A 26,544-nucleotide genomic window follows, 5' to 3' on the forward strand; every position below is an offset into this window, starting at 1 on the left:
CTGCACGGATGTGAACTCCGGATGACCGGGCAGTTAGGCTGACCTGCATGACGAGTACCGACCACACGTCCGAGGCCGCCGCAGACGAGGCTGCCACCCAGGTGTCCGACATTCTTGACCAGGCCCCCAACCCGCACGCGACCGCGGAGCAGGTTGAGGCGGCGCGCCACGACACCAAACTGGCGCAGATCCTCTACCACGACTGGGAAGCCGAGAGCTACGACGACAAGTGGTCGATCTCGTATGACCAGCGGTGTATCGACTACGCGCGGGGTCGCTTCGACGCGATCGTGCCCGACGAGGTGCAGCGCCAGCTGCCCTACGACCGTGCCCTGGAGCTGGGCTGTGGTACCGGCTTCTTCTTGCTGAACCTGATCCAGGCCGGCGTGGCCCGCCGCGGTTCGGTCACCGACCTGTCCCCGGGCATGGTCAAGGTGGCCACGCGCAACGGCCAGGCGCTGGGCCTCGACATCGACGGCAGGGTTGCCGACGCCGAAGGAATCCCTTACGAGGACAACACCTTCGACCTCGTCGTCGGCCATGCGGTGCTGCACCACATCCCCGACGTCGAGCTGTCGCTGCGCGAGGTGGTTCGTGTGCTCAAGCCGGGCGGTCGGTTCATCTTCGCCGGCGAGCCCACCACGATCGGCAACTTCTATGCCCGCCGGCTGGCCGACCTGACCTGGAAGACCACCGTCGCGGCGATGAAGCTGCCGGGGCTGGGCTCCTGGCGCCGGCCGCAGGAAGAACTCGACGAGAACTCGCGGGCCGCCGCGCTGGAGTGGATCGTCGACCTGCACACCTTCGAGCCGGCCGACCTGGAGCGCATGGCCACCAACGCCGGCGCCGTCGAGGTTGCCACGGCCAGTGAGGAATTCACCGCGGCCATGCTGGGCTGGCCGGTGCGGACCTTCGAGTCGACCGTGCCCGCGGGCAAGCTGGGCTGGGCCTGGGCCAAGTTCGCCTTCGGCGGCTGGACCACGCTGAGCTGGGTTGACGCCAACGTCTGGCGGCACCTCGTGCCCAAGGGCTGGTTCTACAACGTGATGATCACCGGGGTCAAGCCGTCCTAGATTTCACCCTCGACGACGTCGCCTACCTGGCCGGACCCGGTCGGGAGGCGCTCGCCGAAGTGGCCGGCCGGTCATTGACCGATGCCAATCGAGTGGCTGACATTGCCTGGGCCCGTTCGCGTTTCGGTGACCGCGCGGCGGTTCTGGTGGAGACGGTGCTGTTGCGGCGCCGGGCAGCGGTGAAAATCGACGGTGCCGCCGACTGGCTGTTCACCGACGACGCCCTGCAGCAGGCCACGCCGGGGCCGGTCGCGGCGCACCGAGCGCGACGGCTGGCCGGGCGCACGGTGCACGATGCGACCTGTTCGATCGGTACCGAGCTTGCGGCGCTGCGGGATTTGGCCGACGCGGTGATCGGCAGCGACATCGATCCGGTGCGGTTGGCGATGGCGCAGCACAACCTCGGCGACGACGTACTGCTGTGTCGCGCCGATGCGTTGGCGCCCGTCACCCGGGACTGCGTCGTGGTGGTTGATCCGGCCCGGCGCAGTTCGGGTCGGCGGCGTTTCGACCCGCGCGACTACGCGCCCCCACTCGACGATCTGTTGGCCGTGTACCGCGATCGAGATCTGGTCGTAAAGTGCGCTCCCGGAATCGATTACGAGCAACTGGGTGAACTGGGGTTCCCCGGCGAGGTCGCCGTGACCTCACTGGCGGGCGGTGTCCGCGAGGCCTGCCTCTTCTCGCCGGGACTGGCCGAACCCTCAGTGACCCGTCGCGCCAGCGTGCTGGACAAGGCTGGGCAGCTGGTCGAGGAACTCACCGATGCCGATCCCGACGACTGCCCGGTCGCGCCGGCCGGACGCTGGATCGTCGACCCCGACGGCGCTGTGGTGCGCGCCGGTCTGGTGCGTCATTACGCTGCGCGACACCGACTTTGGCAACTCGACCCGGAGATCGCCTATCTGTCGGGTGACGAATTACCTGATGGGCAGCGGGGATTCGAGGTGCTCGATGAGCTGCCGTTCCAGGAGAAGCGGCTACGGCAGGCGCTCCAGGCCCATCGGGCGGGCGCCGTCGAGATACTGGTGCGCGGCGTGGACGTCGACCCCGACGCACTGCGGTCCAGGTTGAAGCTCAAGGGTCGCGGCGAGCAGCTGTCGGTGGTGATCACCCGGATCGGCGCTGCGGCGGCCGCTCGGGCAGTGGCATTTGTCTGCAGGCCATCGCGCTAGCGCGACGATTTGACGTGGGTTTGAGTTATCCCGACCACGGTATTGTCGTCGACAGCGGCGCCGGTGCCGCGTGACTTGGAGGAATCTGACACATGCGCGCCCTCGCCGCCGCTGCGGTCTTCGCTGCCGTCAGCGTGGTCGGTTGGCCGACGGCCCCGGCCGCGGTCGCGGTACCTGCGACGTGCGCCAGCCTGTCAGGCATCATCGATGGGTCGCAGACCTGCCAGATCCGGCGCACCGAGGCCGCTTACTCTCTCAACATCAGCTTCCCGGTGGATTACCCCGACCAACAGTCGATCTCGGACTACGTCGCGCAGACCCGTGACGGGTTCGTCAACGTGGCCAAGAGCCCAGGTTCCCAGGACAAGCCCTACGAACTGGACACCACGGCCACCAAATACAGCTCCTCGACGCCGTCACGCAGCACCCAGTCGATCGTCTTCAAGACCTTCCAGGACGTTGGCGGCGCGCGCCCGCAGACCTTTTACAAATCGTTCAACTGGGACCTCGGCGCACGCAAGCCGATCACCATCGAGAGCTTGTTCGCCCCTGGCACCCAACCGTTCCCGGTGATCCTGCCGATCGTGCAGGGTGAGCTGATCCGGCAGTCGGGCGTTCCGGTGCTGATCCCGCAGGGTGTCGGGTTGGACCCGAACACCTATCAGAACTTCGCGATCACCAATGATTCGTTGATTTTCTTCTTCGGCCAGGGCGAAGTATTGCCGGAATCGGCCGGCGCGCTGCAGGTCACGGTGCCGCGAGCAGCGATCGATTCGATGCTGGCCTGATATCGGGTCAGGCCGGCGCGAACGCGTAGACCTGACCGTCGCTGGTCGCGGTCACCACGCGCTTGTCGTGGCCGACCGACACTCCCACCGGCCAGCCGGTGGCACCGGGCAACGGATAGCTGTTCAGCGTGTGCCCGTCGGCGGGGGAGAACACCATCAGCGCCTGGCCCTGATCGCCACTGCGGACCACGGCATAACCGACTCCGGTTCCGGCCCGGGTCGAGGTGGTCAACGGCTCGACGTCGGCGCGTGTCCAGGTCACCGAGCCGTGATCGCCGTTGTCTTTGATCGCGGTCAGCTTGGTGTGCGGCCCACCGCCGGCGACGATCAGCCCGTCCGGGGTCACCGACGGCGGGGTCAGCGGCTGGTAACCCAGATCGACCGACCACTTGGCTTTGCCGTCGTCTGAGTTGAGCGCCCACAGATGTTGGTCACGACCGTTGACGTAGATGGTCTTGCCGTCGGCGGACAGCACCGGGCTGGCGATGGGGCCGCCGCCGACCGCGGTGCTGTTCCACTCGCGGCTCAACAGCGGGGTCTGTCCGGGCCGGTAGCGCAACCCGATCAGCGTCGGCGCGTCGGCGTTGGGCTGCCACAACCCGGCCACCACGATGTTGGTTGCCGCCGAGAAAGCCGGTGCGGCGGCGATCGGGCAGCCCGCCTTGGCCGGCTGGCAATCGGCCAGCCCGCGCTCGGAATTGGTCGGGTCGATGCCGTCGACCAGATCCAGCGGGGTGCTGATGACCGTGCCACGGTGCGCGTTGAAGACCAGCACCTGGCCCAGGTGGGTCATCACGAGCAGTTGGTCCGGCGCCAGGATGCGGGGTGTCATCGGCATGCCGATCACCGGTTGGCGCCAGCGGATCCACTGGGTGGGCGGGAACGACAGGATAGCGCCGGGTTGGCCCACGTACAGGTTGTCGAAGCCGTCGAACAACGGGCCGGCGAAGCCGCCGCCCTGCCACAGCCGGGTGCACCAACGCTGCCGGCCGTGCCCGTCGCTCTCCCAGACCATCAGGGAGCAGCCGGCCGAGGTCTGGGCGTTGACGGCGAGGTAGCTGCCCGAGCCGAGGACGACCTGCGAGCCGAGCGTGCCCCTGGTCGATCTGGCCCAGTCCTGCTTGAGGGTGCCGGCGCCACCCAGGGCGGTATAGCTGCTGTTGGCGGCATTGCCGTACTGGGCAGACCAACCGTCCGAGGCATGGGCCAGAACCCAGTCGTCGGTGTTGTCGCAGGCCGCTACGGTCAGTGTCACCGCCGCCACCGCTGCCGCGGTGAGTCGGCGTAATCCGTGTACAGGCATCGGGTCTAGAGACTATCCGTTGTCACTATCGGCCTCGCGTAGGCTGTCCGGCCATGACGACGATGTGGGGCGCACCGATTCACAAACGATGGCGGGGTTCGCGGCTGGGCGACCCGCGACAGGCGCGCTTCCTGACCCGTGAATCGCTCCGGTGGGTGCTGGCGAACAAGGCATACACCCCGTGGTACCTGGTGCGGTACTTCCGGCTGCTCAAGTTCAAGTTGGCCAACCCGCACATCATCACCCGCGGCATGGTGTTCCTGGGCAAGGGCGTGGAGATCCAGTGCACACCAGAATTGGCGCAGATGGAGATCGGCCGCTGGGTGCACATCGGTGACAAGAACACCATCCGCTGCCACGAGGGATCGCTGCGCATCGGCGACAAAGTGGTGCTGGGCCGCGACAACGTCATCAACACCTACTTGGATATCGAACTCGGTGACTCGGCACTGATGGCCGACTGGTGCTACGTCTGCGACTTCGACCACAAGATGGACAGCATGGAGCTGCCGATCAAGGATCAGGGCATCGTCAAGGGCCCGGTGCGGATCGGTCCGGATACCTGGGTCGCTGCGAAGGTGACGATCCTGCGCAACACCAGCATCGGCCGGGGCTGCGTGCTGGGCGCCCACGCGGTGGTCAAGGGGGAGATCCCCGACTTCTCGATCGCGGTCGGTGCGCCGGCCAAGGTGGTCCGCAACCGCAAGCTCGACTGGGAGACGTCGGCGGCGCAGCGCGCCGAGCTGGCTGCCGCACTGGCCGACATCGAGCGCAAGAAGAGCGCCACGTAGTTTTTTCCGCGAGCAGACACATATGTCCCAGACACGCCGGGAATTCGGGGACATATGTGTCTGCTCGGCGGCGGACCGTCAGGCGTAGTTGAGGGTGGTCATCATGCCCGCATCCTGGTGATAGGCGTTGTGGCAGTGCAACATCCAGATTCCGGGGTTGTCGGCCACCAGTGCCACGGTGACCTTCTGCCGGGGCAGCACGATCAGGGTGTCTTTGCGGGCCCCACGGCGACCGTCGGCGCCCAGCACCTGGAAGGTGTGGCCGTGCAGGTGCATCGGATGCCACATGGCGGTCGAGTTGGTGAATGTCACGGTGACGTTCTGGCCCTGCTTGACCATCAGCGGCAATCGGTCGCTGAACGGCCGGCCGTTGATGCCCCAGTCGTACTTCATCATCGAACCGGTGAGGTCGGCGGTCAGCGCCACATCCGGGGTCAGGGGTCCGAGGTCGTCGCTGTCGGTGGCGGTGAAATCGGTGACGGTGCCCACCCGGCGGGTCAATTCGGCGGGGCGGAACGCTGGAGCGGGCGCAGCCCCGGCTCCGGTGGACAGCAGGGCGCGGGCCAGGTTGTTTTTGCCTTCGGCCGAGGCAACCAGCGGGAACACCCCGTCACCCGCGGTCACGATGACGTCGTAACGTTCGGCCATACCGATCAGGAGGGCATCGACGGTGACCGGCCTGACCGGGAATCCGTCGGTATGGGTCACGGTCATGGTGTGTCCGGCCAGTGCCACCCGGAAGGCGGTGTCGGCGCCCACGTTGATGATTCGTATCCTGATCCGTTGGCCCGGTTTGGCGGTGAAGGTGGTCGGTGCGGTGGGAATGCGTCCGTTGATCAAAAAGTAGGGGTAGGTGACGTCGCCGGCGTCGCCACCGAGCATGTTGTCCGCCGACCCATCTTTGGTGCCCATGTCGCCCATGTCGTGGCTGCCCATGCCGGACATCGCGCGCAGTCCCTCGAAGATCTGCTCCGGGGACTTGCCTACACCCGAGGTCCAGTCATCAAGTACCACAATCCATTCCGCGTCGTATGCGGCGGGCTCGCGCGGATCGTCGATGATCACCGGCAGATACAGCCCGTAGTCGGCCTGCAGTCCGGTGTGCGGGTGCGCCCAATAGGTGCCCGCATAGGGCGACGAGAACGTGTAGGTGAAGTCGTTGCCTGGTTCGATGTCCGCCGTCGCCGGAGCCGCCCCATCCATGTCGTTACGTAGCGCGATGCCGTGCCAGTGCACCGAGGTGTCCCGGTCGAGCTTGTTGGACACCCGCACGGCCAGTTCGTCGCCCACCGACGCCCGAATCAGCGGGCCGGGCAGTTGATCTGCGTATGCCAACGTCTGTGCCGTCACGCCACCGAGGTCGACCGTCACCGGTTGTGGGGTGAGCGTGGCCGAGACGGTTCGGCCCGTATGTGGACGGGCCGCCTCAGCCGCAGCGATGGCCCCGCGTAGGTCTGCAGCTGCGGGGCCGGGGGGCCGGCCGCAGGCCGCCGTCAGGGCAGTGACCGCGGTGGTCAGTAGGAACGTGCGCCGGGTGAACACCCCTCCGTTGTACCCCCGGGGGGTATCTAGGTCAAGGGTCCGGATACTGGGCGGCCGTCCGTTGGACGGGCGGCAGCGTGGGCGTCAGCCGCGGTCGGGCAGCGGGCGCTCCACGATGGCACGGCGCGCATGCGGCAGGCGCTCACCGCGTTTGGCCGCCAGGTAGATTTCGGCAGTCTCGTCGGCCACTGTGCGCCAACTGAATTCGGAGTTCAGGCGATCCCGGGCCGCCACCGCGCGGTGCTGGGCGGCGTCGGGAGCATCGAGCACCTTGCGCACCGCAGAGGCCAGCGCCCCGACGTTTCGCGGCGGGAACGACACCCCGGTCTTGCCGTTGATCACCGCTTCGCCCAGGCCGCCGACGTTCGAGGTGACCAGCGGGGTGCCGGCTGCCGCGGCCTCCAGTGCGACGATGCCGAAAGGCTCGTAATGGCTGGGCAGAACAGCGGCATCTACCCGGTACAACAGCTGCAACAGTCCCACATGATCAACCCGGCCAACGAAATTCACGGCCTTGGTGACCTTGTGCTTACGGGTCTCCTCGACCAGCCAGTCGTACTGGGTGCCGTCACCGGCGATGGTGAGCGTGGTGCCGGGATGGGTACGGCGGATCCGGGGCAACGCGGCGATGACGTCGTGCACACCCTTCTCGTACTCGAGTCGGCCGAAGTACAACAGCTCCGCGGGCCCGTCGTGGGGACGGCGCATGGCGAACGGCCAACCCGCGGTGTCGATACCGTTGCAGATCACCTTCATGTCAGGCAGTTCGGGGCCGAACAGTTCGGTGATCTCTTCGCCCATCGACACCGAGCAGGTGATAAGCGAGTCCGACTCGTGCACCAGCCAGGACTCCAGCGAATGCACCTGGCGGCTCATCGAACCCGACAGCCAACCGGAATGCCGGCCCGCCTCGGTGGCGTGAATGGTGGAAATCAGTGGTACATCGAAGAATTCGGCCAGCGTCACGGCCGGGTGGGCGACCAGCCAGTCGTGCGCATGCACTACGTCGGGCACCCAATCGCGCAGCGCCAGACCGGCGCGCGTCATGGCATGCCCCATGGCCAGGGTCCAAGCCATCATGTCGGTACCGAAGGTGAACTCGTTGGGGTCCAGCGCGGCGAAGACAGCGCGCACCCCTTCGTGCACCTCGATGGTGGTCGGATGGCTCGCCGGGTCGGTGCCCGCCGGACGACGGCACAGCACGACCACCTCGTGGCCGTCGGCGGCCAACTCGACCGCCAGATGGTGCACATGCCGGCCGAGCCCGCCGATGACCACCGGCGGGTACTCCCACGAAACCATCAGGATCTTCATCGCGGCAGCCGCCTCGCGTCCAGGGCGCCGAACAATCCGTCGGCGCAATTCCAGCCCTCGGCCAGGCGCTCGGCCTGGTCCCGGCGGCCCGACGCGAGCGCTCCGGCGATCTCGCGGGTCGCGTGGGCATGCAGATGTGCCCGGTAACGGGCGTATTCGGCGGCAGTGTCCTTGCTAACCATGAACGGCCAGTCGCTGGATACCGTCAGCAACGCCTCGCGCAGGATCTGATCGGCTACCCGGTCGCGGGTCACCGGTCCGTCCTGGGCCAGCGCCTTGTCCACGGTGGTCAACGCGGTGTCGACCACCTCGGTGTTGAGTGCCACCAGGTCGGCCACTTGCTCGCCCGACCAGACCTGCCAATCCTTGCCGGAACCCCAAGAGCTGGGCGGCAATTCGGTCGGGGAGCCGACGAACCCGGCGTTGATCGCGTCGCTCAGGGTGCCCACCTGAACCCCGGCCTCGGGCAGTGCCCGCAGTACCCGCGCCAGCCATTCGGGTCCCTCGTGCCACCAGTGGCCGTACAGCTCGGTGTCGAAGGCGGCCACCACGTGGGCCGGTCGACCGATGCGCTCGGATTCCGAAATGAGTCGTCGCCGAACGGTATTCACGAAATCGGCGACATGGGTGTCGATGGACCGGTCGGCCCGGAACGGGTCGTATGGAGCCTTGGACTCCGAGGACACGTTGCGACCGGTCACCCGGGCCGGCTTGAGGCCGGTCAGATGGTCGTAGGTGTGGAAGTCGCGGTACGCGCCATGTCCGGGGTAGCCAGACTTGGGGGACCACACCCGGTAGCTGACCTGCAGGTCGCGGCCGAAGGCGATGACATCCGATTCGCCGACCGGACGTCCCAGCGTGGTATCGCCGTGCAGCGTCGGGCCGTCGACCATGAAGTGGGTTACACCGGCTGCGGCGTAACCGGTTTCCATGCCCGGGGCGTAGGCGCATTCGGGCGCCCAGATGCCACCCGGGGTGTGCGCGAAGCGCTGCTGCGCATCGGAAAGGCCTTCACGCAAGGCGAATTCGCGCAGTCGTGGATTCAGCAGTGGCTGGAACGGGTGGGCCAACGGACCGCCGAGCAGTTCGATGGTTTCGGCGTCGATCAGCTCGCGGAGTACCGGGCTGCCGCCGTGCTGCCAGTGCGAGTTGAACTCTTCGATCGCGGAGCCGGCCCGTTGATGCTCGTCAAATCCGAAGGCGCGCAATGCTTCTGGAGAGTTGAAGGTATCCGGCGCGCCGCCCCCGTCGCGGACGGCGGTGGCCTCCAGCGCGCGCAGCTGCCAATTGGACAGCCACTGTGCCATGCCGGCCAGGCAGTACGGGTCGTCGAGCTGCGCGGTGACCACCGGTGTCATGCCCAAGGTCAACAGATGAGATCGGCCTTCGCCGGCCAGGGTGCGTAACACCCGGGTGAGCGGAAGATAGGCCGTGGCCCAAGACTGGTACAGCCACTCCTCGCCGACCGGCCAGCGGCCGTGGTGCGCCAGCCACGGCAGGTGCGTGTGCAGCACCAGCGTGAACATGCCGGGGACCGGCGCGTGGGTGGGCGAGGAGGTGACCGTCACGGCCGCACCGCGATTGCCACCAGGTCGAGGCTGTCATCGATGTCGGCCGAGTCGGCATTCAGCAGGTCGAAATCGTCGATCGATACCGACGCCACGTCAGCAAGCAGGTCATCGCCCCACGGCGCATCGGCCACGGCGCGGTCGATCTGGGCGCCGATGATCGAACCGCCGTGCTTGGCATCCAATTCGCGCAGTGCCGCACCGTGATACACGCCCAGCATCGCCTCCATCGCGAAACCCTGCTCGGTCAGGAGCTCGGTCAGCTCGGCGGCGTTGAGCTCGCGGGTGTGGAACGGGTTGAGCGGGGTGTCGCTGCCCGGGGTGAACGTGATCCGGTTGGGGGTGGACATCAACAGCACCCCGCCGGGGCGCAGTACCCGCAGGCATTCGGCAACGAACTGCCCCTGATCCCACAGGTGCTCGATCACCTGAAAGTTGACCACCACGTCGACCGAGGCGTCGGGCAGCGGTAAATCGGCCAGATTGCCGTGCAGCATCTCCACCCGGGGGTACCGGGCGCGCACGTGCGCGACTGCCGATTCGTCGTAGTCCAGACCGATCACCCGGCGGGCGATGTTCGCGATCAGGTCGGCGCCGTAGCCCTCGCCGGAGCCGGCCTCCAGTACGTCGCGGTCGCGGCACCGCTCGGACAGCCGCCGGTAGACCACCTCATGGCGGCGGAACCAGTAGTTCTCCTCCGCAAGGCCGGGAACCGTCCGCTCGCCCGTCAGCGGCATCACCGGTTCGGCAGTGGGTTCCGCCGGCTGACCCAAGGAAAAAGTGCTCATTGAATAGGCAGGCTAACCCAGACTGCCGTCCAGTTTCTTCTGGCCGATCGGTTCCTCTTGGGCAGTAGTCCACCCAGCGGCCCTCCGGATCGCCCAAATGTGGCCGAGAAAACAAACGGCGGGACCATTGGGCCCGGTGCGACCAGTTATGGTGTTCCTGCGCGCGCGGCAAAAGTTACCGAGTAGTAACATGCTCGCCGTTGCGTGAATCGTGAATGCCAGGCCGACCGCCGGCCTCATCGAGGAGGACGAACCACACCCATGACGAACATCGTGGTCCTGATCAAACAGGTCCCTGACTATGAGTCGGAGCGCACGCTCACCGACGGCGACTTCTACCTGGACCGCGAGGCCGCCGATGCGGTGCTCGACGAGATCAACGAGCGCGCCGTCGAGGCTGCGCTGCAGATCAAGGAAAAGGAAGAGGCTGCCGGGGGCGCCGGCACCGTTACCGTCCTGACCGCCGGACCGGCACGGGCTACCGAGGCCATCCGCAAGGCGCTGTCCATGGGCGCCGACAACGCCGTGCACCTGCAGGACGAGCAGCTCCGCGGCTCGGACATCATCCAGACCTCGTGGGCGCTGGCCCGCGCGCTGGGCACCGTCGAGGGCGTCGAGCTGGTCATCGCCGGCAACACCTCAAGCGATGGCGCGGGTGGCGCGGTCCCGGCGATCATCGCCGAGTACCTGGGCCTGCCCCAGCTGACTCACCTGCGCAGTGTGTCCGTCGAGGGTGGTGCAGTCACCGGTGAGCGCGAGACCGACGACGGTGTCTTCGCGGTGTCAGCCTCGCTGCCGGCAATCGTGAGCGTCAACGAGCGCATCGGTGAAGCTCGCTTCCCGTCGTTCAAGGGCATCATGGCCGCCAAGAAGAAGCCGGTCGCCGACCTGACTCTGGCCGACATCGGGGTCGAGGCCGACGAGGTCGGTGGCGCCAACGCCGGCACCAAGGTGCTGACCTCCACGCCGAAGCCGGCCAAGGCCGCGGGCGAGAAGATCACCGATGAGGGCGAGGGCGGCACCAAGATCGCCGAGTTCCTCGTTGCGCAAAAGCTCGTCTAACCCCACAACTTTCACGAAAGACACAGAGGCAGAAATTCATGGCTGAAGTACTTGTGCTCGTTGAGCACGCTGATGGTGCTCTGAAAAAGGTCAGCACCGAATTGATCACCGCCGCCCGTGTGCTCGGTGAGCCGTCGGCCGTCGTGGTCGGCGCCCCGGGCACCGCTGCGCCGCTGACCGATGCGCTGAAGGAAGCCGGCGCGGCCAAGATCTACGTCGCCGAGTCGGCCGACGCGGACAACTTCCTGGTGACCCCGAAGGTCGACGTGCTGGCTGCGCTGGCCGAGTCGGCCGCTCCGGCCGCGATCCTCGCCGCCGCCAGCATCGAGGGCAAAGAGGTTGCCGGCCGCGTGGCCGCGCGCCTGGGTTCGGGCGTGCTGGTCGACGTCATCGACGTCAAGGCCGGTGGCGTGGGCGTGCACAGCATCTTCGGTGGTGCCTACACCGTCGAGGCGCAGACCACCGGTGAGCTCCCGGTGATCACCGTGCGTCCGGGTGCCGTCGAGCCCGCTCCGGCCGCCGGCGCGGGCGAGGTCGTCGCCGTCGAGGTTCCGGCACAGGCCGAGAACGCCACCAAGATCACCTCCCGCGAGCCGGCCGTCGCCGGTGACCGTCCGGAGCTCACCGAGGCTGCCATCGTGGTCGCCGGTGGCCGTGGTGTGGGCAGCGAAGACGGCTTCCACCAGGTCGTCGAGCCGCTGGCCGACGCCTTCGGCGCTGCCGTTGGTGCCTCGCGTGCCGCAGTGGACTCGGGCTACTACGGCGGTCAGTTCCAGGTCGGCCAGACCGGTAAGACCGTGTCGCCGCAGCTGTACATCGCCTTGGGCATCTCGGGCGCCATCCAGCACCGCGCCGGTATGCAGACCAGCAAGACCATCGTCGCGGTCAACAAAGACGAAGAGGCCCCGATCTTCGAGATCGCCGACCTCGGCATCGTCGGTGACCTGTTCAAGGTCGCCCCGCAGCTGACCGATGCGATCAAGGCTCGCAAGGGCTAAGTCGTCGCACACCAGCTCAAAGGTGCCCCGAAACTTTCGGTTTCGGGGCACCTTTGCGTCTGGGTCGGCTTGAATGGGCGGCGTGAGGTTTGACCCAGATGCATTGCGGCAGCGGTATTCCGAAGAACGCACGCGACGGCTCCGAACCGACGGCATCGGGCAGTATGTCGAAATCGCAGGCCGGTTCGCCGCTTTCGGCGACGATCCCTGGGCCGATCCGCACTTCATCAGGGAACCGCTGACCGACGAGGTCGACGTGGCGATCGTCGGGGCGGGTTTCGGTGGGCTGCTCACCGGAGCACATCTGCGTCAGCGGGGGGTGCAGAATCTGCGTCTGATCGACAAGGCAGCCGACGTGGGTGGCACCTGGTACTGGAATCGCTATCCGGGAATTGCCTGCGATGTCGAGTCCTACGTGTACATGCCGCTGCTCGAGGAACTCGGTTGTGTGCCGACCGAGAAATACGCCAAGGGCCCAGAGATCTTCGCGCACTGCCGGGCGATCGCCCGGCACTTTGACCTGTACCGCAACGCCTGTCTGCAGACCGAGGTACGGGAAATCCGTTGGGATCCGGACGATTCGCGTTGGGTGATCATCACCAACCACGGTGACGCAATGCGGGCCCGTTTCGTTTCGATGGCCAACGGCTACCTGCAGAAGCCGAAACTGCCCGGCATCGACGGCATCACGTCGTTCGGCGGCCACGCCTTCCACACCAGCCGCTGGGACTACGGCTACACCGGCACGGGGCTGGAACATCTGGCCGACAAGCGGGTCGGCATCGTCGGCACCGGCGCCACCGCCATCCAGTGCATCCCGAGACTCGCGCCGGCAGTGGGGGAGCTCTTCGTCTTTCAGCGCACCCCGTCCACTGTTGACGTGCGGGCCAACGCGCCCACCGATCCGCAGTGGGCAGCCGCACTCACGCCCGGCTGGCAGCAGCGCCGTATCGAGAACTTTCAGGTCCTCACCGCCGGTGGTGAGGCTGACGAGGATCTGGTCGACGACGCCTGGACCAGCCTGGCCAAGGCGATGCCGATCGCCAAGGAGGGCACCGACCCGCGGGCCTCGGCGGCGGAGCTGGCCGACTTCGCCAAGATGGAACAGATCCGGGGGCGGGTCGACGCCCTGGTGACCGACCCGGCCACGGCCGAAGCGCTCAAGCCCTGGTACGGGTACTACTGCAAGCGGCCGTGCTTTCACGACGAGTACCTGCAGACGTTCAATCGGGACAACGTCACCCTGGTCGACACCGGCGGTCGCGGCGTTGAGCAGATCACAGCCGACGGTGTCGTGGTTGCCGGCACCGAATACCCCTTGGACTGCCTGGTTTTCGCAACGGGTTTCGAGGTCGGTACCGACTATGCACAGCGCACCGGCTTCGAAGTGGTCGGCCGGGACGGCCTGACGCTCACCGGCAAATGGGCCGACGGGGTGCAAACCCTGCACGGCTTGCACGTCAACGGTTTTCCGAACTGCTTCATCGCGAGCATCGCCCAGTCCGGGTTCACGGTGAATTTCCCGTATCTGATCGACGTTCAATCCCGTCATACCGCCTGGGTGATCGCCTGGGCGCTGGACCACGGCATCACCGAACTGGAGGCCAGTGACCAGGCCGAAAAAGACTGGGTCGAAACGGTGGTGGCCAGGTCCAGCGTCATCGCGGGCCGGCGCGAAACGTGCACACCCGGCTACTACAACCGTGAAGGTCAGCCCAGCGCCCGGCTGAACCAGGACAGCTACTTCTTCGGCGGTCCCACCGAATACGCCGACCTGCTGGCGGCCTGGCGTGCTGCGGAAACCCTTGACGGACTTGTGATCACGTGAACACCCCGCTGCTGATCGACGGCGAACTCGTGCCCGGCTCTGCGGGTAGCTTCGACACGGTCAATCCGGCCACCGAGGAGGTACTGGGACAGGCCGCCGATGCTGACGCCGCCGATCTGGACCGTGCCATCGCCGCGGCTCGCACGGCGTTCGACGACACCGATTGGTCGCGCGACACTGCGTTGCGGGTGCACTGCCTGCGCCAGTTGCACGAGGCCCTGAGTGTCGAGATCGAGCACCTGCGCGCCGTCACCGTCGCCGAAGTGGGCGCCCCGGTGTCCCTGACCTACGGCGGGCAGCTGCAGATGCCGGTGGACGGCCTGTATTACGTCGCGGATCTCGCGGAAAACTACCAGTGGACAACTGATCTGGGGGAGGCCGCACCGTTCGGGAAGCCGACCCGGCGCACCGTCGTCCGGGAGGCCTGCGGGGTCGTCGGAGCGGTGACGCCGTGGAACTTCCCGCACCAGATCAATTTCGCCAAACTCGGTCCGGCGCTCGCAGCCGGTAACACCGTGGTGCTCAAAGCGGCACCGGACACCCCGTGGTGCGCGGCTGAGATAGGCCGGATCATCAAGGACCACACTGATTTTCCGGCCGGAGTGGTCAACATCATCACGTCACGTGATCACGCCATCGGCGCGCAACTGACCCAGGACCAGCGGGTGGACCTGGTGTCGTTCACGGGATCGACTGCGACCGGACGGGCGGTGATGGCGGCTGCGTCGCAGACCATCAAGAAGGTGTTTCTCGAACTCGGCGGTAAGTCCGCCTACATCGTCCTCGACGATGCCGATCTGCCGGCTGCCTGCGCCGCCGCGGCGGCCGGGGTGGCCATGCACGCGGGACAGGGCTGCGCCTTCAACACCCGACTGTTGGTACCAAGGGCCCGTTACGAAGACGCGGTGGCCGCTGCCTCCGAGGCCATGTCCAACGTCGGTTTCGGCGACCCGACCGATCCGAGGACACTGTGTGGTCCGTTGATCTCGGCCCGGCAGCGCGAGCGCGTCGAGGGCTACCTGAAGCTGGCCGAGCAGGAGGGCGGCAGGTTCGGTTGCGGCGGCGGACGGCCCGCTGGTCTGGACCGAGGCTTCTTCATCGAGCCGACGGTGATCGGCGGTCTCACCAACGACGCACGGGTGGCGCGGGAGGAGATCTTCGGTCCCGTACTGGTGGTGCTGGCTCACGACGGTGATGCGGATGCCGTTCGGATCGCCAACGATTCGCCCTACGGATTGTCCGGCGCGGTGGTGGGTGCCGACCAGGGCCGCGTCGACTGGGTGGCCTCTCGGCTGCGCACCGGGACCATCAACGTCAACGGTGGCGTCTGGTACTCCGCCGATGCGCCGTTCGGCGGCTACAAGCAGTCCGGCATCGGCCGTGAGATGGGGCTGGCCGGCTTCGAGGAGTACCTGGAAACCAAGTTGATCGCCAGGGGTGTCACGCATCGATGACCCTGCATCTACGGTGCATTTATGCGAGTACGGTGCGCCCTCAGTGCAGGGTCGACCCGTCCGAGCGTCGGCCGCCGTTTGACTGTGAATCCACGCACACTGTTACTCGCACTTTTGCTACGTGGACGCAAAGTCAACGGCAACAAGGCATTTTCTAGTCAGGTGCTCAGCATCGAGGTCGCAGCGGAGTCAGGACAACCCGAAGTCGATGACCCCGCGGATCACCCGGCCCGCCAACAGATCATCGAATGCCTCATTGATGTCATCGAGCCGGTAGCGCCGGGTGATCATCTCGTCCAGTTTGAGCTTGCCGTCCTGGTAAAGACGTGCCAGTGCCGGGATTTCAGTGGTGGGGTTACATGACCCGAACAGCGTGCCGCACAGGTTCTTGTTCATCAAGATGAAGTCCTGCAGATCCATCCGGACCGAACCCGTTGTCGGAGCCGCCATTCCGGTCAGCACGCAGGTGCCGCCTTTGCGGGTCAGCGCCAATGCGCCCTCGACGTCGCCGTCACCGATCTCAGACGGGGACAGCACGACCGCGTCGGCCATCACTCCGCGGGTCAACTCGCGAACCAGGCCGATCGTTTCGGGCGCCGACGCCGTCGCGTGGGTAGCCCCGAATCCGAATGCCGAATCACGTTTGAATGCAACCGGATCCACCGCGACAACCTGAGCCGCCCCAGCCAGCACTGCGCCCTGCAGCGCCGCCGTCCCGATGCCGCCGACTCCGATCACCACCACGGTGTCACCGTCGCGCACGCCGGCTCGCCGCACTGTCGACCCGTACCCGGTGGGCACAGCACAGGACAGCAACGCACTGGGCACCAACGGAAGTCGGGGGTCGATCTTGACCAGTGAATCGGCCGCCACCACGGTGTGCTCGGCGAACGCCCCGATCTTCGAGGTGTGCCGCAGGTCCTCGCCGGCCAGGCTGTGATGCCGGAAGGTGCCGTCGGTGGGCATGCCGGGCACCAGGGTGCCGGCACCCTTGTCGCACAGGTACTCCATACCGCTTGTGCACCAACGGCAGTGCCCGCACACCGCCAGGAACGAGGTCACCACGTGATCGCCGGGAGCGAACCGGGTGACCCCCGGACCCACCTCGATCACCACTGCGGCCCCCTCGTGGCCACCGATCGTGGGTGGCATGGGCGGCAGTGCCGCACCGGCGGGCCCGGTCAGGTAACCGGACCGGATGTGATCGTCGGAGTGACACAGCCCCGCTGCCGCCATCTGCAGCAGCACTTCGTCCGCGCGCGGCGGGTCGAGCTCGAATTCCTCCACAGACCACTGCCCGCCGGACTCGCGAACAATGGCAGCCCGACTTCTCATGCGCCGAATCTAACGGATCCCGATGTTTCTCAATCGGACATGAACCCGTTACGCAACCGATGCCACCCCGCCGAACAGCTACGTCACCGTGCAGATCATGAGCACTAGTTCTGTACTCATCGCCCCCGACAACGTCGCTTCGTCGACTGACACTCCGCGTTACACGCTGCTGCTGTCTTCCGACGCCGAACACATTGAAGCCGCGCAGCGCTTGCGGCACCAGGTGTTCACCTCCGAACCTGGCTACACCCTCACCGACGACAGCCCGGGTTTCGAATCTGGAAGGGACGCCGACCGTTTCGACGAGTTCTGCGATCACCTCCTGGTCCGGGAGGACAATTCCGGCGAGTTCGTCGGCTGCTACCGGATGCTGCCACCGCCGGGTGCCATCGCGGCCGGAGGCCTTTACACCGCAACCGAATTCGACGTCAGTGAGCTCGACCGCCTGCGGCCGTCGCTGGTCGAGATGGGCCGCGCCGTGGTCCGTGCCGACCACCGCAACGGCGCCGTGGTGCTGTTGATGTGGGGCGGCATCTTGGCCTACCTCGATCGCAGTGGCTACGACTACGTCACCGGCTGCGTCTCGGTGCCGATCCAGGGCAACCCCGATGAGCCGCCGGCCACCCAGATCCGCGGGGTGCGTGACTTCGTCAACCGTCGGCACGCCTCGGAGTACACCGTGCGTCCGTACCGTCCGGTGATCATCGACGGCAAGCTGCTCGACGACATCGAGCCACCGGCCCGGGTGACCGTGCCGCCGCTGATGCGTGGCTACCTGCGCTTGGGCGCCAAGGTCTGCGGAGACCCGGCTTACGACCCGGACTTCGGTGTCGGCGACTTCCCGGCGCTGCTGGACAAGCGTGAGGCCGATGTCCGCTACCTGACCCGACTGCGGTCGGCAGCGGCGGCGACCGACAAGGCCGCACAGTGACCACCCAGGGCCCGACCACCCAGGGCCCGACCACCCAGGGCCCGACCACCCAGGGCCCGACCACCCAGGGCCCGACCATGCAGGCCCACCCCTGGCTGCCGCAGGCGTCCTGTGACGCCAGTTGCATCCGCGTGGACCCGGCTCAGATCAGCCGCCCGGCAATCGTGGCGGTCCGCACCGCAGCACGTCTGGTCATGACGCTGGCGTTGTTGCCGGCCCTGCCGCTGCTGGCGGTTCCGCTGCCCGGGCGGTCCCGGGTGCAGCGCCTGTACTGCCGGCTGATCCTGCGCTGTCTGGGCGTGCGGATCACCGTCTCGGGCGGACCGATCCGCAACCTGCGCGGGGTGCTGGTGGTCGCGGGCCACGTCTCCTGGGTCGACATCTTCGTCATCGGTGCGGTGATGCCGGGGTCGTTCGTTGCCCGCGCCGACCTGATCGAATGGCCGGCCCTCGGCTTCGTGGCTCGGCTCCTCAAGGTCATCCCGATCGACCGAATGAGCCTGCGTCGCCTGCCGGATGTGGTGCGTACCGTCGCTGACCGGCTGCGGGAGGGCCAAACTGTGGTGGCGTTCCCGGAGGGCACCACCTGGTGTGGCCTGGGCCACGGCACGTTCGCACCGGCGATGTTCCAGGCGGCGATCGACACCGGACGGCCGGTGCAGCCCCTGCAGCTGAACTACCGGTACCGCAACGGGGCGCCCTCGACCATCCCCGCATTCATCGGCGACGACAGCCTGTTGGCCTCGATCCGGCGGGTGCTGACCGCCCGCCTGACGGTGTGCCATGTGCAGGTGCAGTCGCTGCAGTTGCCGGGCGAGGACCGCCGCGACCTGGCCGCGCGGTGCCAAGCTGTGGTGCACCAATGCGGTCCGCTGCCCGTTGCCGCAGTTCACGGGCACGCCTTGGCCGCCTGACCGGTTTGGGCCTGCCGGTATCCTGGACAGGCCATGCACACCACCTACCTGGATCACGCCGCCACCACCCCGATGCACCCCGCTGCCATCGAGGCGATGACGGCGGTCCTGGCAGCAGGCGGCAATGCCTCCTCACTGCACACCACGGGCCGCGCTGCGCGGCGCCGGATGGAGGAGGCCCGCGAGTCGCTGGCGCAGAAGCTGGGCGCCCGACCGTCCGAGGTGATCTTCACCGCCGGCGGTACCGAGAGCGACAACCTGGCGGTCAAGGGCATCTTCTGGGCGCGTCGTGACGCCTGTCCGCAGCGCCGTCGCATCGTGACCACCCCGATCGAACATCACGCGGTGCTCGACGCGGTCGAGTGGCTGATCGAGCACGAGGGTGCCGAGGTGACCTGGCTGCCGGTCGATTCGGCTGGCGCGGTGTCGCCGGAGGCGCTGCGTGGGGTTCTCGACACCCACGACGACGTTGCGCTGGTCTCCGTGATGTGGGCCAACAACGAAGTCGGCACCATCGAACCGATCGCCGAATTGGCCACGTTGGCAGCGGAATTCGATGTTCCGATGCACAGTGATGCAATCCAGGCGGTGGGCGCGGTGCCGGTCGACTTCGCGGCCAGCGGCCTGGCGGCGATGAGCATCGCGGCGCACAAGTTCGGTGGACCGACGGGTGTGGGCGCTCTGCTGCTCCGCCGTGACACCGCCTGCGTGCCACTGCTGCACGGCGGCGGTCAGGAGCGCGATGTGCGTTCCGGCACACCGGATGTCGCCGGTGCGGTGGCCATGGCCGCGGCGGCGCGAGTCGCTGTCGACGGCCTGTCCGACCATCGGGCGCGGGTCGGCGCGCTGCGCGACCGGCTGGTCGGCGGGGTGCTGTCGACCATCGACGACGTGGTGCTCAACGGCGCGGCCGGCGAGGATCGACTACCGGGTAACGCGCACTTCACTTTTCGTGGTTGCGAAGGCGACGCGCTTTTGATGCTGTTGGACGCCAAGGGCATCGAGTGCTCGACCGGCTCGGCCTGTACCGCCGGGGTGGCCCAGCCGTCGCATGTGCTGATCGCGATGGGAGCGGACCCGGCGAGTGCTCGCGGCTCATTGCGATTCTCTTTGGGTCACAACAGTTCTGACGAAGACATTGACGCAGTGCTGGCAGTTTTGCCGGCCGCAGTGGAGCGGGCCCGGCAAGCGGCGTTGGCCAGTGCCGGGCTGGGGAGGTAGTCGTGCGTGTTCTGGTTGCGATGAGCGGTGGCGTGGACTCCTCGGTGGCCGCCGCGCGGATGGTCGATGCCGGCCACGATGTGGTCGGCGTGCACCTGGCGTTGTCGGCGGCTCCGGGCACGCTGCGGACCGGATCGCGCGGTTGTTGCTCGAAGGAGGACGCCGGTGATGCCCGCCGGGTCGCCGATATCCTCGAAATCCCTTTCTACGTATGGGATTTTGCGGATCGCTTCAAGGAAGACGTGATCGACGACTTCGTCGAGTCCTACGCCCGCGGCGAGACGCCGAACCCGTGTGTGCGTTGCAATGAGAAGATCAAGTTCTCCGCGCTGTCCGCCCGGGCGCTGGCATTGGGTTTCGACGCCGTGGCCACGGGCCACTACGCGCGTCTGGAAGAAGGCCGATTGCGCCGCGCCGTGGACGCTGACAAAGACCAGTCCTATGTGCTGGGTGTGCTGACCGCCGAGCAACTGCGCCACGCGCTGTTTCCGATCGGTGACACACCCAAACCCCAGATCCGGCAGGAGGCCGCCGACCGCGGTCTGGCGGTGGCGGACAAGCCCGACAGTCACGACATCTGCTTCATCCCGTCCGGCGACACCCGGGCATTTCTGGGCGCCCGGATCGGGATCCGGCCCGGTGCGGTGGTCGATGCCGGTGGCACGGTGCTCGCGGAACACGAAGGCGTGCACGGCTTCACCATCGGTCAGCGCAAGGGCCTCGGAATCGCCGGGCCGGGACCGGACGGTCAGCCCCGCTACGTCACCGACATCGACGCCGACACCGGGACCGTCAAGGTGGGCAGTGTCGCCGACCTCGAGATTCGCACCCTGACCGGTGAGCGGCCGGTCTTCACCTCGGGTGTCGCACTCGACGGCCCGGTGGAATGCGTGGTGCAGGTTCGCGCTCATGGCGGGCTGGCACCGGCGGTGGCCGAACTGCGCGACGACGTGTTGCACATCGAGCTGCGGTCCTCGCTGCACGGTGTGGCGCCTGGGCAGACCGTGGTGCTGTATCGGCCCGATGTCGACGGCGACGAGGTCCTCGGCAGCGCGACCATCGCCCGGTGAGTATTTCTGGATCCTCGCCCTGGGCCACTGCGACCGGCATTGGATCGTGGCCGGGTACCAACGCCAGGAAAGCCGCCGAGGTGATCGTCGGCGAGCTGCATACGCTGCCGCACCTGGTCGAGCTGCCGGCTCGAGGCATCGGCGCCGACCTCATCGGGCGTGCCGGCGCTCTGCTGGTGGATATCGGGATCGACACCGTGCCCCGGGGATATCGCATCGCGCAGGGCCGCAGCAGCGCGCTGCGTCGGGCGGTGAGCCTGCTCGACGAGGACATCGACGCGTTGGAGGAGGCCTGGGAGAAGGCCGGCCTGCGCGGTAGCGGCCGAACGGTCAAAGTGCAGGTGCCGGGGCCGATCACCCTGGCCGCGCATCTTGAGCTCGGCAACGGGCACCGTGCCGTCACGGATCCGGGCGCGCTGCGGGACCTGGCCGGCTCGTTGGCCGAGGGGGTCGCCGTGCACCGTGCGCAGGTGGCGCGGCGGCTGGATGCCGAGGTCGTGGTGCAGTTCGACGAGCCGTCGCTGCGCGCCGCGCTATCCGGGCGACTGGATGGGGTGACCGGACTGTCAGCGGTGCGCGCGGTCGACGAGGCGGTCGCGGCCCAGCTGCTCGACGAGTGTGTCGCCGCGCTGGGGGCATCGGTGGCGGTCCATGTGTGTGCCGCCGATATTCCATGGAAACTGTTGGCACGAAACGGAATTGACGCGATTGCGGTAGATGTGTCCACCTTGGTGCCGGCCGATCTGGACGGTATCGGGGAGTGGATCGAGACGGGCCGGACGGTGCTGCTGGGTGCAGTCCCGGCGCTGGCGCCGGATCGGCGCGTGCCGGTTGAAGAGGTCGCCAAGGCCGCTGCCGCTGTCACTGATCGGCTCGGATTCGGCCGTGCGGTGTTGCGCGACAAAGTCGGTCTGACACCGGCCTGCGGGCTGGCCGGGGCCACCGAGAAGTGGGCACGGACGGCGGTGGAACTGGCGCAACAGGCCGTCGATGGAATAGCCCGGGATCCAGAATCCGCATGACCTCGACACAGGAAACACAGAGATTTGCGGCCAGCGGGCACCTGGACGTGCGAATATTCTAATAGTCGGCGGTGTCAGCGTCATTGAACTATGGAGTCCGGAAGAGGGAACGTGCATCAGGCTGAGCTGCGGTTCGCCGCTGCGGTGTTGGGCGCGTTCCTCTCTGTAGCGGGTCTGCCCGCCGCCACGGCTGTCGCGAATCCGGGTGCGGGCCACGGTCATGGCGGCGGTAGATCGCCGCACGACGGGTCCTCGGGCTGGTCTCGCGACAATCCCACAGTTGGGCATCCCGTAGTAGGTAGTCCCACAGTCGGCAATCCCGTAGTAGGTAGTCCTACAGTCGGTAGTCCCATAGTCGGCAATCCCACGGTCGGCGGCCGGCACTGGAACCACGGTTCTTGGGCGGCCGCCTCTGGCGACGGCGCCAGCGGAGCTGGCTCGGGTGCCAGCGGCACGGGCAGCAGCAGCGGCAGTTCCGGCCTCGGCCCCGCCGGCGCAGGCGTTGGCGATGCCGGTCCCGGAACTGGCAGCGGCAGTGTCGGTCGGGGGCCGGGTCCAACCGCTCCGCTGCCAAAGTCTTTGGCGCAGAACAATTCATGGTCGGGCAACGGCTCCGGCGGCGCAAGCAGCGCCGGGCAGCCACCGCAGGTCGGCAGTCCGCAGCCTGTGGTCACGGTGGGCGACGGTCGCAATCCCGCAGCACAATTGCCCAAGCCGGCACCCACTGCGATACAGAGCTATCCGGCACCGGTCCAGATGGTCGCAGCGCCGCGGAATCAGCTGACCCCGACTTCCATTGCTATTCGGGGTGGTTCGCAGCAGACGCCCGATGATCCGGAGTTGACGATCATTGAGCGCGGGGTGATGCCGTTGTTGGCGGCGGCGCAGCCCGACGACTTCCGCGACATCTACCTCGGTGTGACCGGATTCCTGCTGGTTCCGCTGGCCGGGCTGTGGCTCGGATACCGGCAGGAGCGTGCCCAGCGAGCCGCCGAGCAGATTCTCAGAGACTAACCGCGTCGAAGTTCCCGGCGGAGAATCTTGCCGGCCGTGGACTTGGGGACGAAGTCGATGAACTCGACCTGCCGGACCTTCTTGTACGGGGCGACCTGCGCGGCGACGAAGTCCATCACGTCCTTGGCCGTCGGCGCGGCGTCGGGCTGACGGACGACGAAGGCCTTGGGCACTTCTTCGCCGGTCTCGGGGTCCCGAACACCGATCACCGCTGCGTCGGCGATACCGGGATGGGTGAGCAACACGGCCTCCAACTCTGCCGGCGGCACTTGGTAGCCCTTGTACTTGATCAGCTCCTTGAGCCGGTCGACGATGAACACGCAGCCGTTGGCATCGACCCGCGCCAGGTCGCCGGTGTGTAGGAATCCCTCGTCATCGATGGTTTCGGCGGTGGCCTCGGCATTGTTCAGGTAGCCGGCCATCACGTTCGGACCCCTGAACCACAGCTCGCCGATATCGCTCAGGCCGTGGGCGGGCCGGCTGATCACCGTGCCGGTATCAGGGTCCACGATCTTGCTTTCGGCGTTGGGCACCGTCCATCCGCAGGAACTCATCGGTGCGGCAGTACCGAACAGTTCGCGGCCGCCGTCGAACGGGGTGCAGTGACTGACCGGGCTCAGCTCGCTCATGCCATAGCCCTGCACCAGCGGGCAACCGAGCCGGTCGATCACCGCGCGGCCGAGTTCGTCGTCGAGCGGTGCTGCACCGGACATCAGGCCACGCAGGGAATCGAGCCGATACCGTTCGACCATCGGATGCTTGGCCAGGGCTACCGCGACCGGCGGCGCGATATAGGCGAACGTGCACTTGTGGTCCTGGATGGCTCCGAGGAACTGGGCCAGGTCGAAGCTGGGCATGATCACCAGCTGAGCGCGAGCGTGCAGTGCGGCGTTGAGAAGCACCGTCATGCCGTAGATGTGAAAAAACGGCAGCACTGCAAGGACACGGTCTTCGGGGCCAACGGCCTGCACGGGCCCGATCTGGGCGACGTTGGCGGTCAGATTCCGGTGAGTGAGCATGACGCCCTTGGGGTTTCCGGTGGTTCCGGAACTGTAGGGCAGCGCGGCCAGGTGGGCGGCCGGGTCGAAGCTGACCTCGGGGGCCGGTAGCGCGGCGTCCAACAGATCAGCCGCGTTCGGGTGGCCGTCGGCGGCCTGGCCGGGCCCGTCCATGACGACCACGTGATCGGCGGATATGCCCACGGCGGCCGCGGCGTCCAGCGCCTGGGGGAGCAGCACGCTGACGGTGACCAGCATGCCGGCGCGCGAGTCGATCAGCTGCTTGGCGATGTCCTTCGCGGTGAACAAGGCGTTGACCGTGGTGGCGGTGGCCCCGGCCCGCAGGATCCCGTGGAATGCCACCGCGAAGGCTGCGCTGTTGGGTGCAAACAGCCCGACCACATCGCCGACGGCGACCCCACGCGCGGCCAGCGCGCCGGCGAACGCGTCGATCTGCCGGATGAGCCGGCGGTAGGTGACCGTGGTGCCGGTTGCTAGCTCGACGAGTGCCGCTCGGTCGGCGTCGTGTTCGCTGAGGTCGGCGAACAGGTATTCGTACAGCGACGTCGTCGGGATCTGGACCGCGGGAAATGGACTGGCGATAGTCATGACACCCTAGATCGAACCATGCCGGCGCGAACTTCGTGCCGCTGCGGCACGGTTGCTGAATCTAGTGCCGAGTCCGAATCAAATGCGATCGGACAGGCGTAGCGGTGCGATGGTGTCGAACACGTCGCCGGGACCGGGATTGGCCGGATCGGTCTTACCGCCGAACTGATCCATGACACCCCACACCGCGTTCAGGGCCGTGGTGATCGCGCCCTCGGCCCAGCCGGCCGTCCATGAGATGTCATCGCCGGCGAGGTAGATGCCGCGGTGGTGCTCGTCCAGGTCACGCTGCATGAAGTGGGTGTACAGCGTCTCTTGGTAGCGGTAATGCCCTGGCAGATTGGCCTTGAACGCGCCCATGAAATTGCGCTCCACCTCCCAGGAGATCGTCTTGGGGGTCTCGATGATGTGGCTGCGAATGTCGACGTCCGGATAGATCGCGTGCAGCGACTTGAGCATCAGGTCCGCACGCTCAGTTGCATTGAGCGGCACGATCTTTCGCGAATCGTCCTCCCAGGTGTACGACAGGCAGATGACGGCGGGTTTGTCGTTGCCCTTGTCGTCCTGACCCTGGTCCAGCAGATAGGTGCCGCGGCTCATGCGGTCGGTCAGCGTCATCGACATGACGTCGCGGCCGCGGGCGTTCTTGTCCTTCCAGAATGGACGGTCGACCAACACGAACACCTTCGACGAGGCCATGTAGTGGGTCTGCTCGATGGCCGACCACACATTCGAGGGGAACAAGTCGTCGCTGCAGCGGATGTTGTTGAGCAGCATCCAGGATTGCGCGGTGACGATCGCTGCGGCGTAGGTCCGGGTCTGTCCCGAGGCGTCGGTGATGGTGATGCGGTTCGGGTGGGTGCGACGGATGTCGGTCACCGCCGGCCGGGTCTGCCCGCCGTGCAGGGATTCCAGAGACGTAGCGGCCGGCCAGTGTGCGAGATGCTCGGGCGAGCGCTGCCACAGTCGAAGTGGGAGCTGTTGCGATCCGCCGACCACGCCGCGGTGATTGTCGTCGGCCTCGGTGAGGACGACGCGCAGGATCTCGAGCATCGAGCTCGGGTAGTCGGTGTCCCAGCCGCCCGTTCCGAAGCCGACCTTGCCGAAGATCTCACGCAGCTCGAAGGAATGGAAGTGCTTGGATTTGGTGAGGAAACCCCAGAAGGTCTCGTCATCGAGGTCGCGAACCAGCTTGTCCCACGCGGCCTTCAGGACAGGGGTGTTGCGCTCTCGGATGGCGTCCTGGATGGCGTGTAGGTCCGCACCGTCTTCGAGGGTCTTGCGCCAGGCGTCGGCGACCTCGGTGAACACCGGTGGCAGGTCGGCGAGCTTCTCGGCGTAGTACGTGTGGCCCTTGAGGTCGACGACGGTGCTCGGGGTGGCCTTGGCCAGCGGGTTCGGGAATTCCTGGGTTTCGATGCCGACCTTGTCGAAGTATTCGTAGAGGGTGGTCGAGGTGGGTGGGAAGCGCATCGCGCCCATTTCGGCGAACGCGTCGGGGGCGAGCTCGAACGGCACCGAACGCATCCGGCCGCCGATCTGGTCGGCTTCGTAGATGACCGGGCGCAGGCCCATTTTCATGAGTTCGTACGCGGCGGTGATGCCGGCACAGCCGGCGCCCACGATGGCGACCTCGGTGCCGTACACGTCCGAAGGGACGGCACCCAGACCGGCGGGGGAGATGACGTAGTCGTCGTAGGCGAACGGGAAGTCCGGGCCATACATGGTGATCGGCTTGGTCATGTT

At 67.0% G+C, this 26,544-nt stretch carries 22 protein-coding genes; 14 read left to right on the forward strand and 8 right to left on the reverse strand.

The genetic code is table 11. The annotated features are described in order from the left end of the window. Positions 1-47 precede the first annotated feature (47 nt). The 3 genes from ABIA30_RS00780 to ABIA30_RS00790 all read left to right on the forward strand — a co-directional run bounded on the left by ABIA30_RS00780 (position 48) and on the right by ABIA30_RS00790 (position 3,036). Positions 48-1,073 (forward strand): class I SAM-dependent methyltransferase, encoded by a 1,026-nt coding sequence (locus ABIA30_RS00780; RefSeq protein ID WP_370061173.1) that lies wholly within the window; start codon positions 48-50, stop codon positions 1,071-1,073. After that, positions 1,031-2,248 carry a class I SAM-dependent methyltransferase gene (locus tag ABIA30_RS00785; RefSeq protein WP_370063195.1) on the forward strand — a complete coding sequence of 406 codons (1,218 nt, stop codon included), beginning with the start codon at positions 1,031-1,033 and terminating at the stop codon, positions 2,246-2,248. Before ABIA30_RS00780 ends, ABIA30_RS00785 begins: the two co-directional genes overlap by 43 nt. 92 nt (positions 2,249-2,340) lie before the next feature. Next, positions 2,341-3,036 (forward strand): esterase, encoded by a 696-nt coding sequence (locus ABIA30_RS00790; protein ID WP_370061175.1) that lies wholly within the window; start codon positions 2,341-2,343, stop codon positions 3,034-3,036. Between the two features lie 7 nt (positions 3,037-3,043). On the opposite strand, the gene ABIA30_RS00795 is transcribed toward ABIA30_RS00790, so the two are convergent. Next, positions 3,044-4,339, reverse strand: coding sequence for a PQQ-binding-like beta-propeller repeat protein (locus ABIA30_RS00795; RefSeq protein ID WP_370061177.1), 1,296 nt, complete (start codon positions 4,337-4,339; stop codon positions 3,044-3,046). A 53-nt stretch (positions 4,340-4,392) separates the two neighbouring features. Here ABIA30_RS00795 and ABIA30_RS00800 point away from each other — a divergent pair, with 53 nt between their 5' ends. Further along, entirely contained in the window at positions 4,393-5,130 is a 738-nt protein-coding gene (locus ABIA30_RS00800; protein WP_370061179.1) for an acetyltransferase, read from the forward strand. 78 nt (positions 5,131-5,208) lie between these two features. Here ABIA30_RS00800 and ABIA30_RS00805 read toward each other — a convergent pair whose 3' ends face one another. From ABIA30_RS00805 to ABIA30_RS00820, 4 genes are all read right to left on the reverse strand, one after another. Further along, positions 5,209-6,672: a multicopper oxidase family protein gene (locus ABIA30_RS00805; RefSeq protein WP_370061180.1), complete on the reverse strand. Its 1,464-nt coding sequence runs from the start codon at positions 6,670-6,672 to the stop codon at positions 5,209-5,211. Positions 6,673-6,756: 84 nt separating this feature from the next. After that, on the reverse strand, positions 6,757-7,986 hold the full coding sequence (locus ABIA30_RS00810) for a glycosyltransferase family 4 protein (RefSeq protein WP_370061182.1): 1,230 nt from the start codon (positions 7,984-7,986) through the stop codon (positions 6,757-6,759). Next, entirely contained in the window at positions 7,983-9,512 is a 1,530-nt protein-coding gene (locus tag ABIA30_RS00815; RefSeq protein ID WP_370063197.1) for a 1,4-alpha-glucan branching protein domain-containing protein, read from the reverse strand. Before ABIA30_RS00815 ends, ABIA30_RS00810 begins: the two co-directional genes overlap by 4 nt. 38 nt (positions 9,513-9,550) lie before the next feature. After that, the gene (locus tag ABIA30_RS00820) at positions 9,551-10,342 is read right to left on the reverse strand and encodes a class I SAM-dependent methyltransferase (protein ID WP_370061184.1); all 792 of its coding nucleotides are present in this window, start codon (positions 10,340-10,342) and stop codon (positions 9,551-9,553) included. Between the two features lie 261 nt (positions 10,343-10,603). On the opposite strand from ABIA30_RS00820, the gene ABIA30_RS00825 reads away from it, so the two are divergent. The 4 genes from ABIA30_RS00825 to ABIA30_RS00840 all read left to right on the forward strand — a co-directional run bounded on the left by ABIA30_RS00825 (position 10,604) and on the right by ABIA30_RS00840 (position 15,684). Then, entirely contained in the window at positions 10,604-11,404 is an 801-nt protein-coding gene (locus ABIA30_RS00825; protein ID WP_370061185.1) for an electron transfer flavoprotein subunit beta, read from the forward strand. Between the two features lie 38 nt (positions 11,405-11,442). After that, positions 11,443-12,402, forward strand: a complete 960-nt coding sequence (locus ABIA30_RS00830) for an electron transfer flavoprotein subunit alpha/FixB family protein (protein WP_370061187.1) — start codon at positions 11,443-11,445, stop codon at positions 12,400-12,402. A 73-nt stretch (positions 12,403-12,475) separates the two neighbouring features. Further along, positions 12,476-14,230, forward strand: coding sequence for a flavin-containing monooxygenase (locus ABIA30_RS00835; protein WP_370061189.1), 1,755 nt, complete (start codon positions 12,476-12,478; stop codon positions 14,228-14,230). Beyond that, positions 14,227-15,684 carry an aldehyde dehydrogenase gene (locus tag ABIA30_RS00840; protein WP_370061191.1) on the forward strand — a complete coding sequence of 486 codons (1,458 nt, stop codon included), beginning with the start codon at positions 14,227-14,229 and terminating at the stop codon, positions 15,682-15,684. Before ABIA30_RS00835 ends, ABIA30_RS00840 begins: the two co-directional genes overlap by 4 nt. 189 nt (positions 15,685-15,873) lie before the next feature. Here the strand turns inward: ABIA30_RS00840 and ABIA30_RS00845 are convergent, their stop codons facing one another. Next, on the reverse strand, positions 15,874-17,019 hold the full coding sequence (locus ABIA30_RS00845; protein ID WP_370061193.1) for an NDMA-dependent alcohol dehydrogenase: 1,146 nt from the start codon (positions 17,017-17,019) through the stop codon (positions 15,874-15,876). A gap of 97 nt (positions 17,020-17,116) precedes the next feature. Here ABIA30_RS00845 and ABIA30_RS00850 point away from each other — a divergent pair, with 97 nt between their 5' ends. The 6 genes from ABIA30_RS00850 (at position 17,117) to ABIA30_RS00875 (ending at position 23,191) form a co-directional block, all read left to right on the forward strand. Beyond that, positions 17,117-17,950 (forward strand): GNAT family N-acetyltransferase, encoded by an 834-nt coding sequence (locus ABIA30_RS00850; RefSeq protein ID WP_370061194.1) that lies wholly within the window; start codon positions 17,117-17,119, stop codon positions 17,948-17,950. Between the two features lie 77 nt (positions 17,951-18,027). Next, positions 18,028-18,864, forward strand: coding sequence for a lysophospholipid acyltransferase family protein (locus ABIA30_RS00855; RefSeq protein ID WP_370063199.1), 837 nt, complete (start codon positions 18,028-18,030; stop codon positions 18,862-18,864). A gap of 33 nt (positions 18,865-18,897) precedes the next feature. Next, positions 18,898-20,085 carry a cysteine desulfurase family protein gene (locus ABIA30_RS00860; protein WP_370061196.1) on the forward strand — a complete coding sequence of 396 codons (1,188 nt, stop codon included), beginning with the start codon at positions 18,898-18,900 and terminating at the stop codon, positions 20,083-20,085. Between the two features lie 2 nt (positions 20,086-20,087). Further along, positions 20,088-21,155 (forward strand): tRNA 2-thiouridine(34) synthase MnmA, encoded by a 1,068-nt coding sequence (mnmA, locus tag ABIA30_RS00865; protein ID WP_370061198.1) that lies wholly within the window; start codon positions 20,088-20,090, stop codon positions 21,153-21,155. Continuing rightward, positions 21,152-22,177, forward strand: coding sequence for a methionine synthase (locus ABIA30_RS00870; RefSeq protein WP_370061200.1), 1,026 nt, complete (start codon positions 21,152-21,154; stop codon positions 22,175-22,177). Before mnmA ends, ABIA30_RS00870 begins: the two co-directional genes overlap by 4 nt. Positions 22,178-22,756: 579 nt before the next feature. Further along, positions 22,757-23,191, forward strand: a complete 435-nt coding sequence (locus ABIA30_RS00875) for a hypothetical protein (RefSeq protein WP_370061201.1) — start codon at positions 22,757-22,759, stop codon at positions 23,189-23,191. Here ABIA30_RS00875 and ABIA30_RS00880 read toward each other — a convergent pair. Together ABIA30_RS00880 and ABIA30_RS00885 are read right to left on the reverse strand one after the other, a co-directional pair. After that, positions 23,188-24,798: a 4-coumarate--CoA ligase family protein gene (locus ABIA30_RS00880; protein ID WP_370061203.1), complete on the reverse strand. Its 1,611-nt coding sequence runs from the start codon at positions 24,796-24,798 to the stop codon at positions 23,188-23,190. The two genes, ABIA30_RS00875 and ABIA30_RS00880, sit on opposite strands and share 4 nt — an antisense overlap. 78 nt (positions 24,799-24,876) lie before the next feature. Then, entirely contained in the window at positions 24,877-26,541 is a 1,665-nt protein-coding gene (locus ABIA30_RS00885; protein ID WP_370061205.1) for a flavin monoamine oxidase family protein, read from the reverse strand. Positions 26,542-26,544 lie beyond the last annotated feature (3 nt).

This window comes from Mycobacterium sp. MAA66, from assembly GCF_041261665.1.
Lineage (GTDB): Bacteria > Actinomycetota > Actinomycetes > Mycobacteriales > Mycobacteriaceae > Mycobacterium.

Coding starts and splice junctions, on each gene's coding strand:
- ABIA30_RS00810 (WP_370061182.1), bottom strand. CDS start 7,986: ATGAAGATCCTGATGGTTTCGTGGGAGTACCCGCCGGTGGTCATCGGC.
- ABIA30_RS00825 (WP_370061185.1), top strand. CDS start 10,604: ATGACGAACATCGTGGTCCTGATCAAACAGGTCCCTGACTATGAGTCG.
- ABIA30_RS00820 (WP_370061184.1), bottom strand. CDS start 10,342: ATGAGCACTTTTTCCTTGGGTCAGCCGGCGGAACCCACTGCCGAACCG.
- ABIA30_RS00800 (WP_370061179.1), top strand. CDS start 4,393: ATGACGACGATGTGGGGCGCACCGATTCACAAACGATGGCGGGGTTCG.
- ABIA30_RS00780 (WP_370061173.1), top strand. CDS start 48: ATGACGAGTACCGACCACACGTCCGAGGCCGCCGCAGACGAGGCTGCC.
- ABIA30_RS00860 (WP_370061196.1), top strand. CDS start 18,898: ATGCACACCACCTACCTGGATCACGCCGCCACCACCCCGATGCACCCC.
- ABIA30_RS00885 (WP_370061205.1), bottom strand. CDS start 26,541: ATGACCAAGCCGATCACCATGTATGGCCCGGACTTCCCGTTCGCCTAC.
- ABIA30_RS00850 (WP_370061194.1), top strand. CDS start 17,117: ATGAGCACTAGTTCTGTACTCATCGCCCCCGACAACGTCGCTTCGTCG.
- ABIA30_RS00815 (WP_370063197.1), bottom strand. CDS start 9,512: ATGTTCACGCTGGTGCTGCACACGCACCTGCCGTGGCTGGCGCACCAC.
- ABIA30_RS00845 (WP_370061193.1), bottom strand. CDS start 17,019: ATGAGAAGTCGGGCTGCCATTGTTCGCGAGTCCGGCGGGCAGTGGTCT.
- ABIA30_RS00830 (WP_370061187.1), top strand. CDS start 11,443: ATGGCTGAAGTACTTGTGCTCGTTGAGCACGCTGATGGTGCTCTGAAA.
- ABIA30_RS00880 (WP_370061203.1), bottom strand. CDS start 24,798: ATGACTATCGCCAGTCCATTTCCCGCGGTCCAGATCCCGACGACGTCG.
- ABIA30_RS00795 (WP_370061177.1), bottom strand. CDS start 4,339: ATGCCTGTACACGGATTACGCCGACTCACCGCGGCAGCGGTGGCGGCG.
- ABIA30_RS00855 (WP_370063199.1), top strand. CDS start 18,028: ATGCAGGCCCACCCCTGGCTGCCGCAGGCGTCCTGTGACGCCAGTTGC.
- ABIA30_RS00835 (WP_370061189.1), top strand. CDS start 12,476: ATGGGCGGCGTGAGGTTTGACCCAGATGCATTGCGGCAGCGGTATTCC.
- ABIA30_RS00790 (WP_370061175.1), top strand. CDS start 2,341: ATGCGCGCCCTCGCCGCCGCTGCGGTCTTCGCTGCCGTCAGCGTGGTC.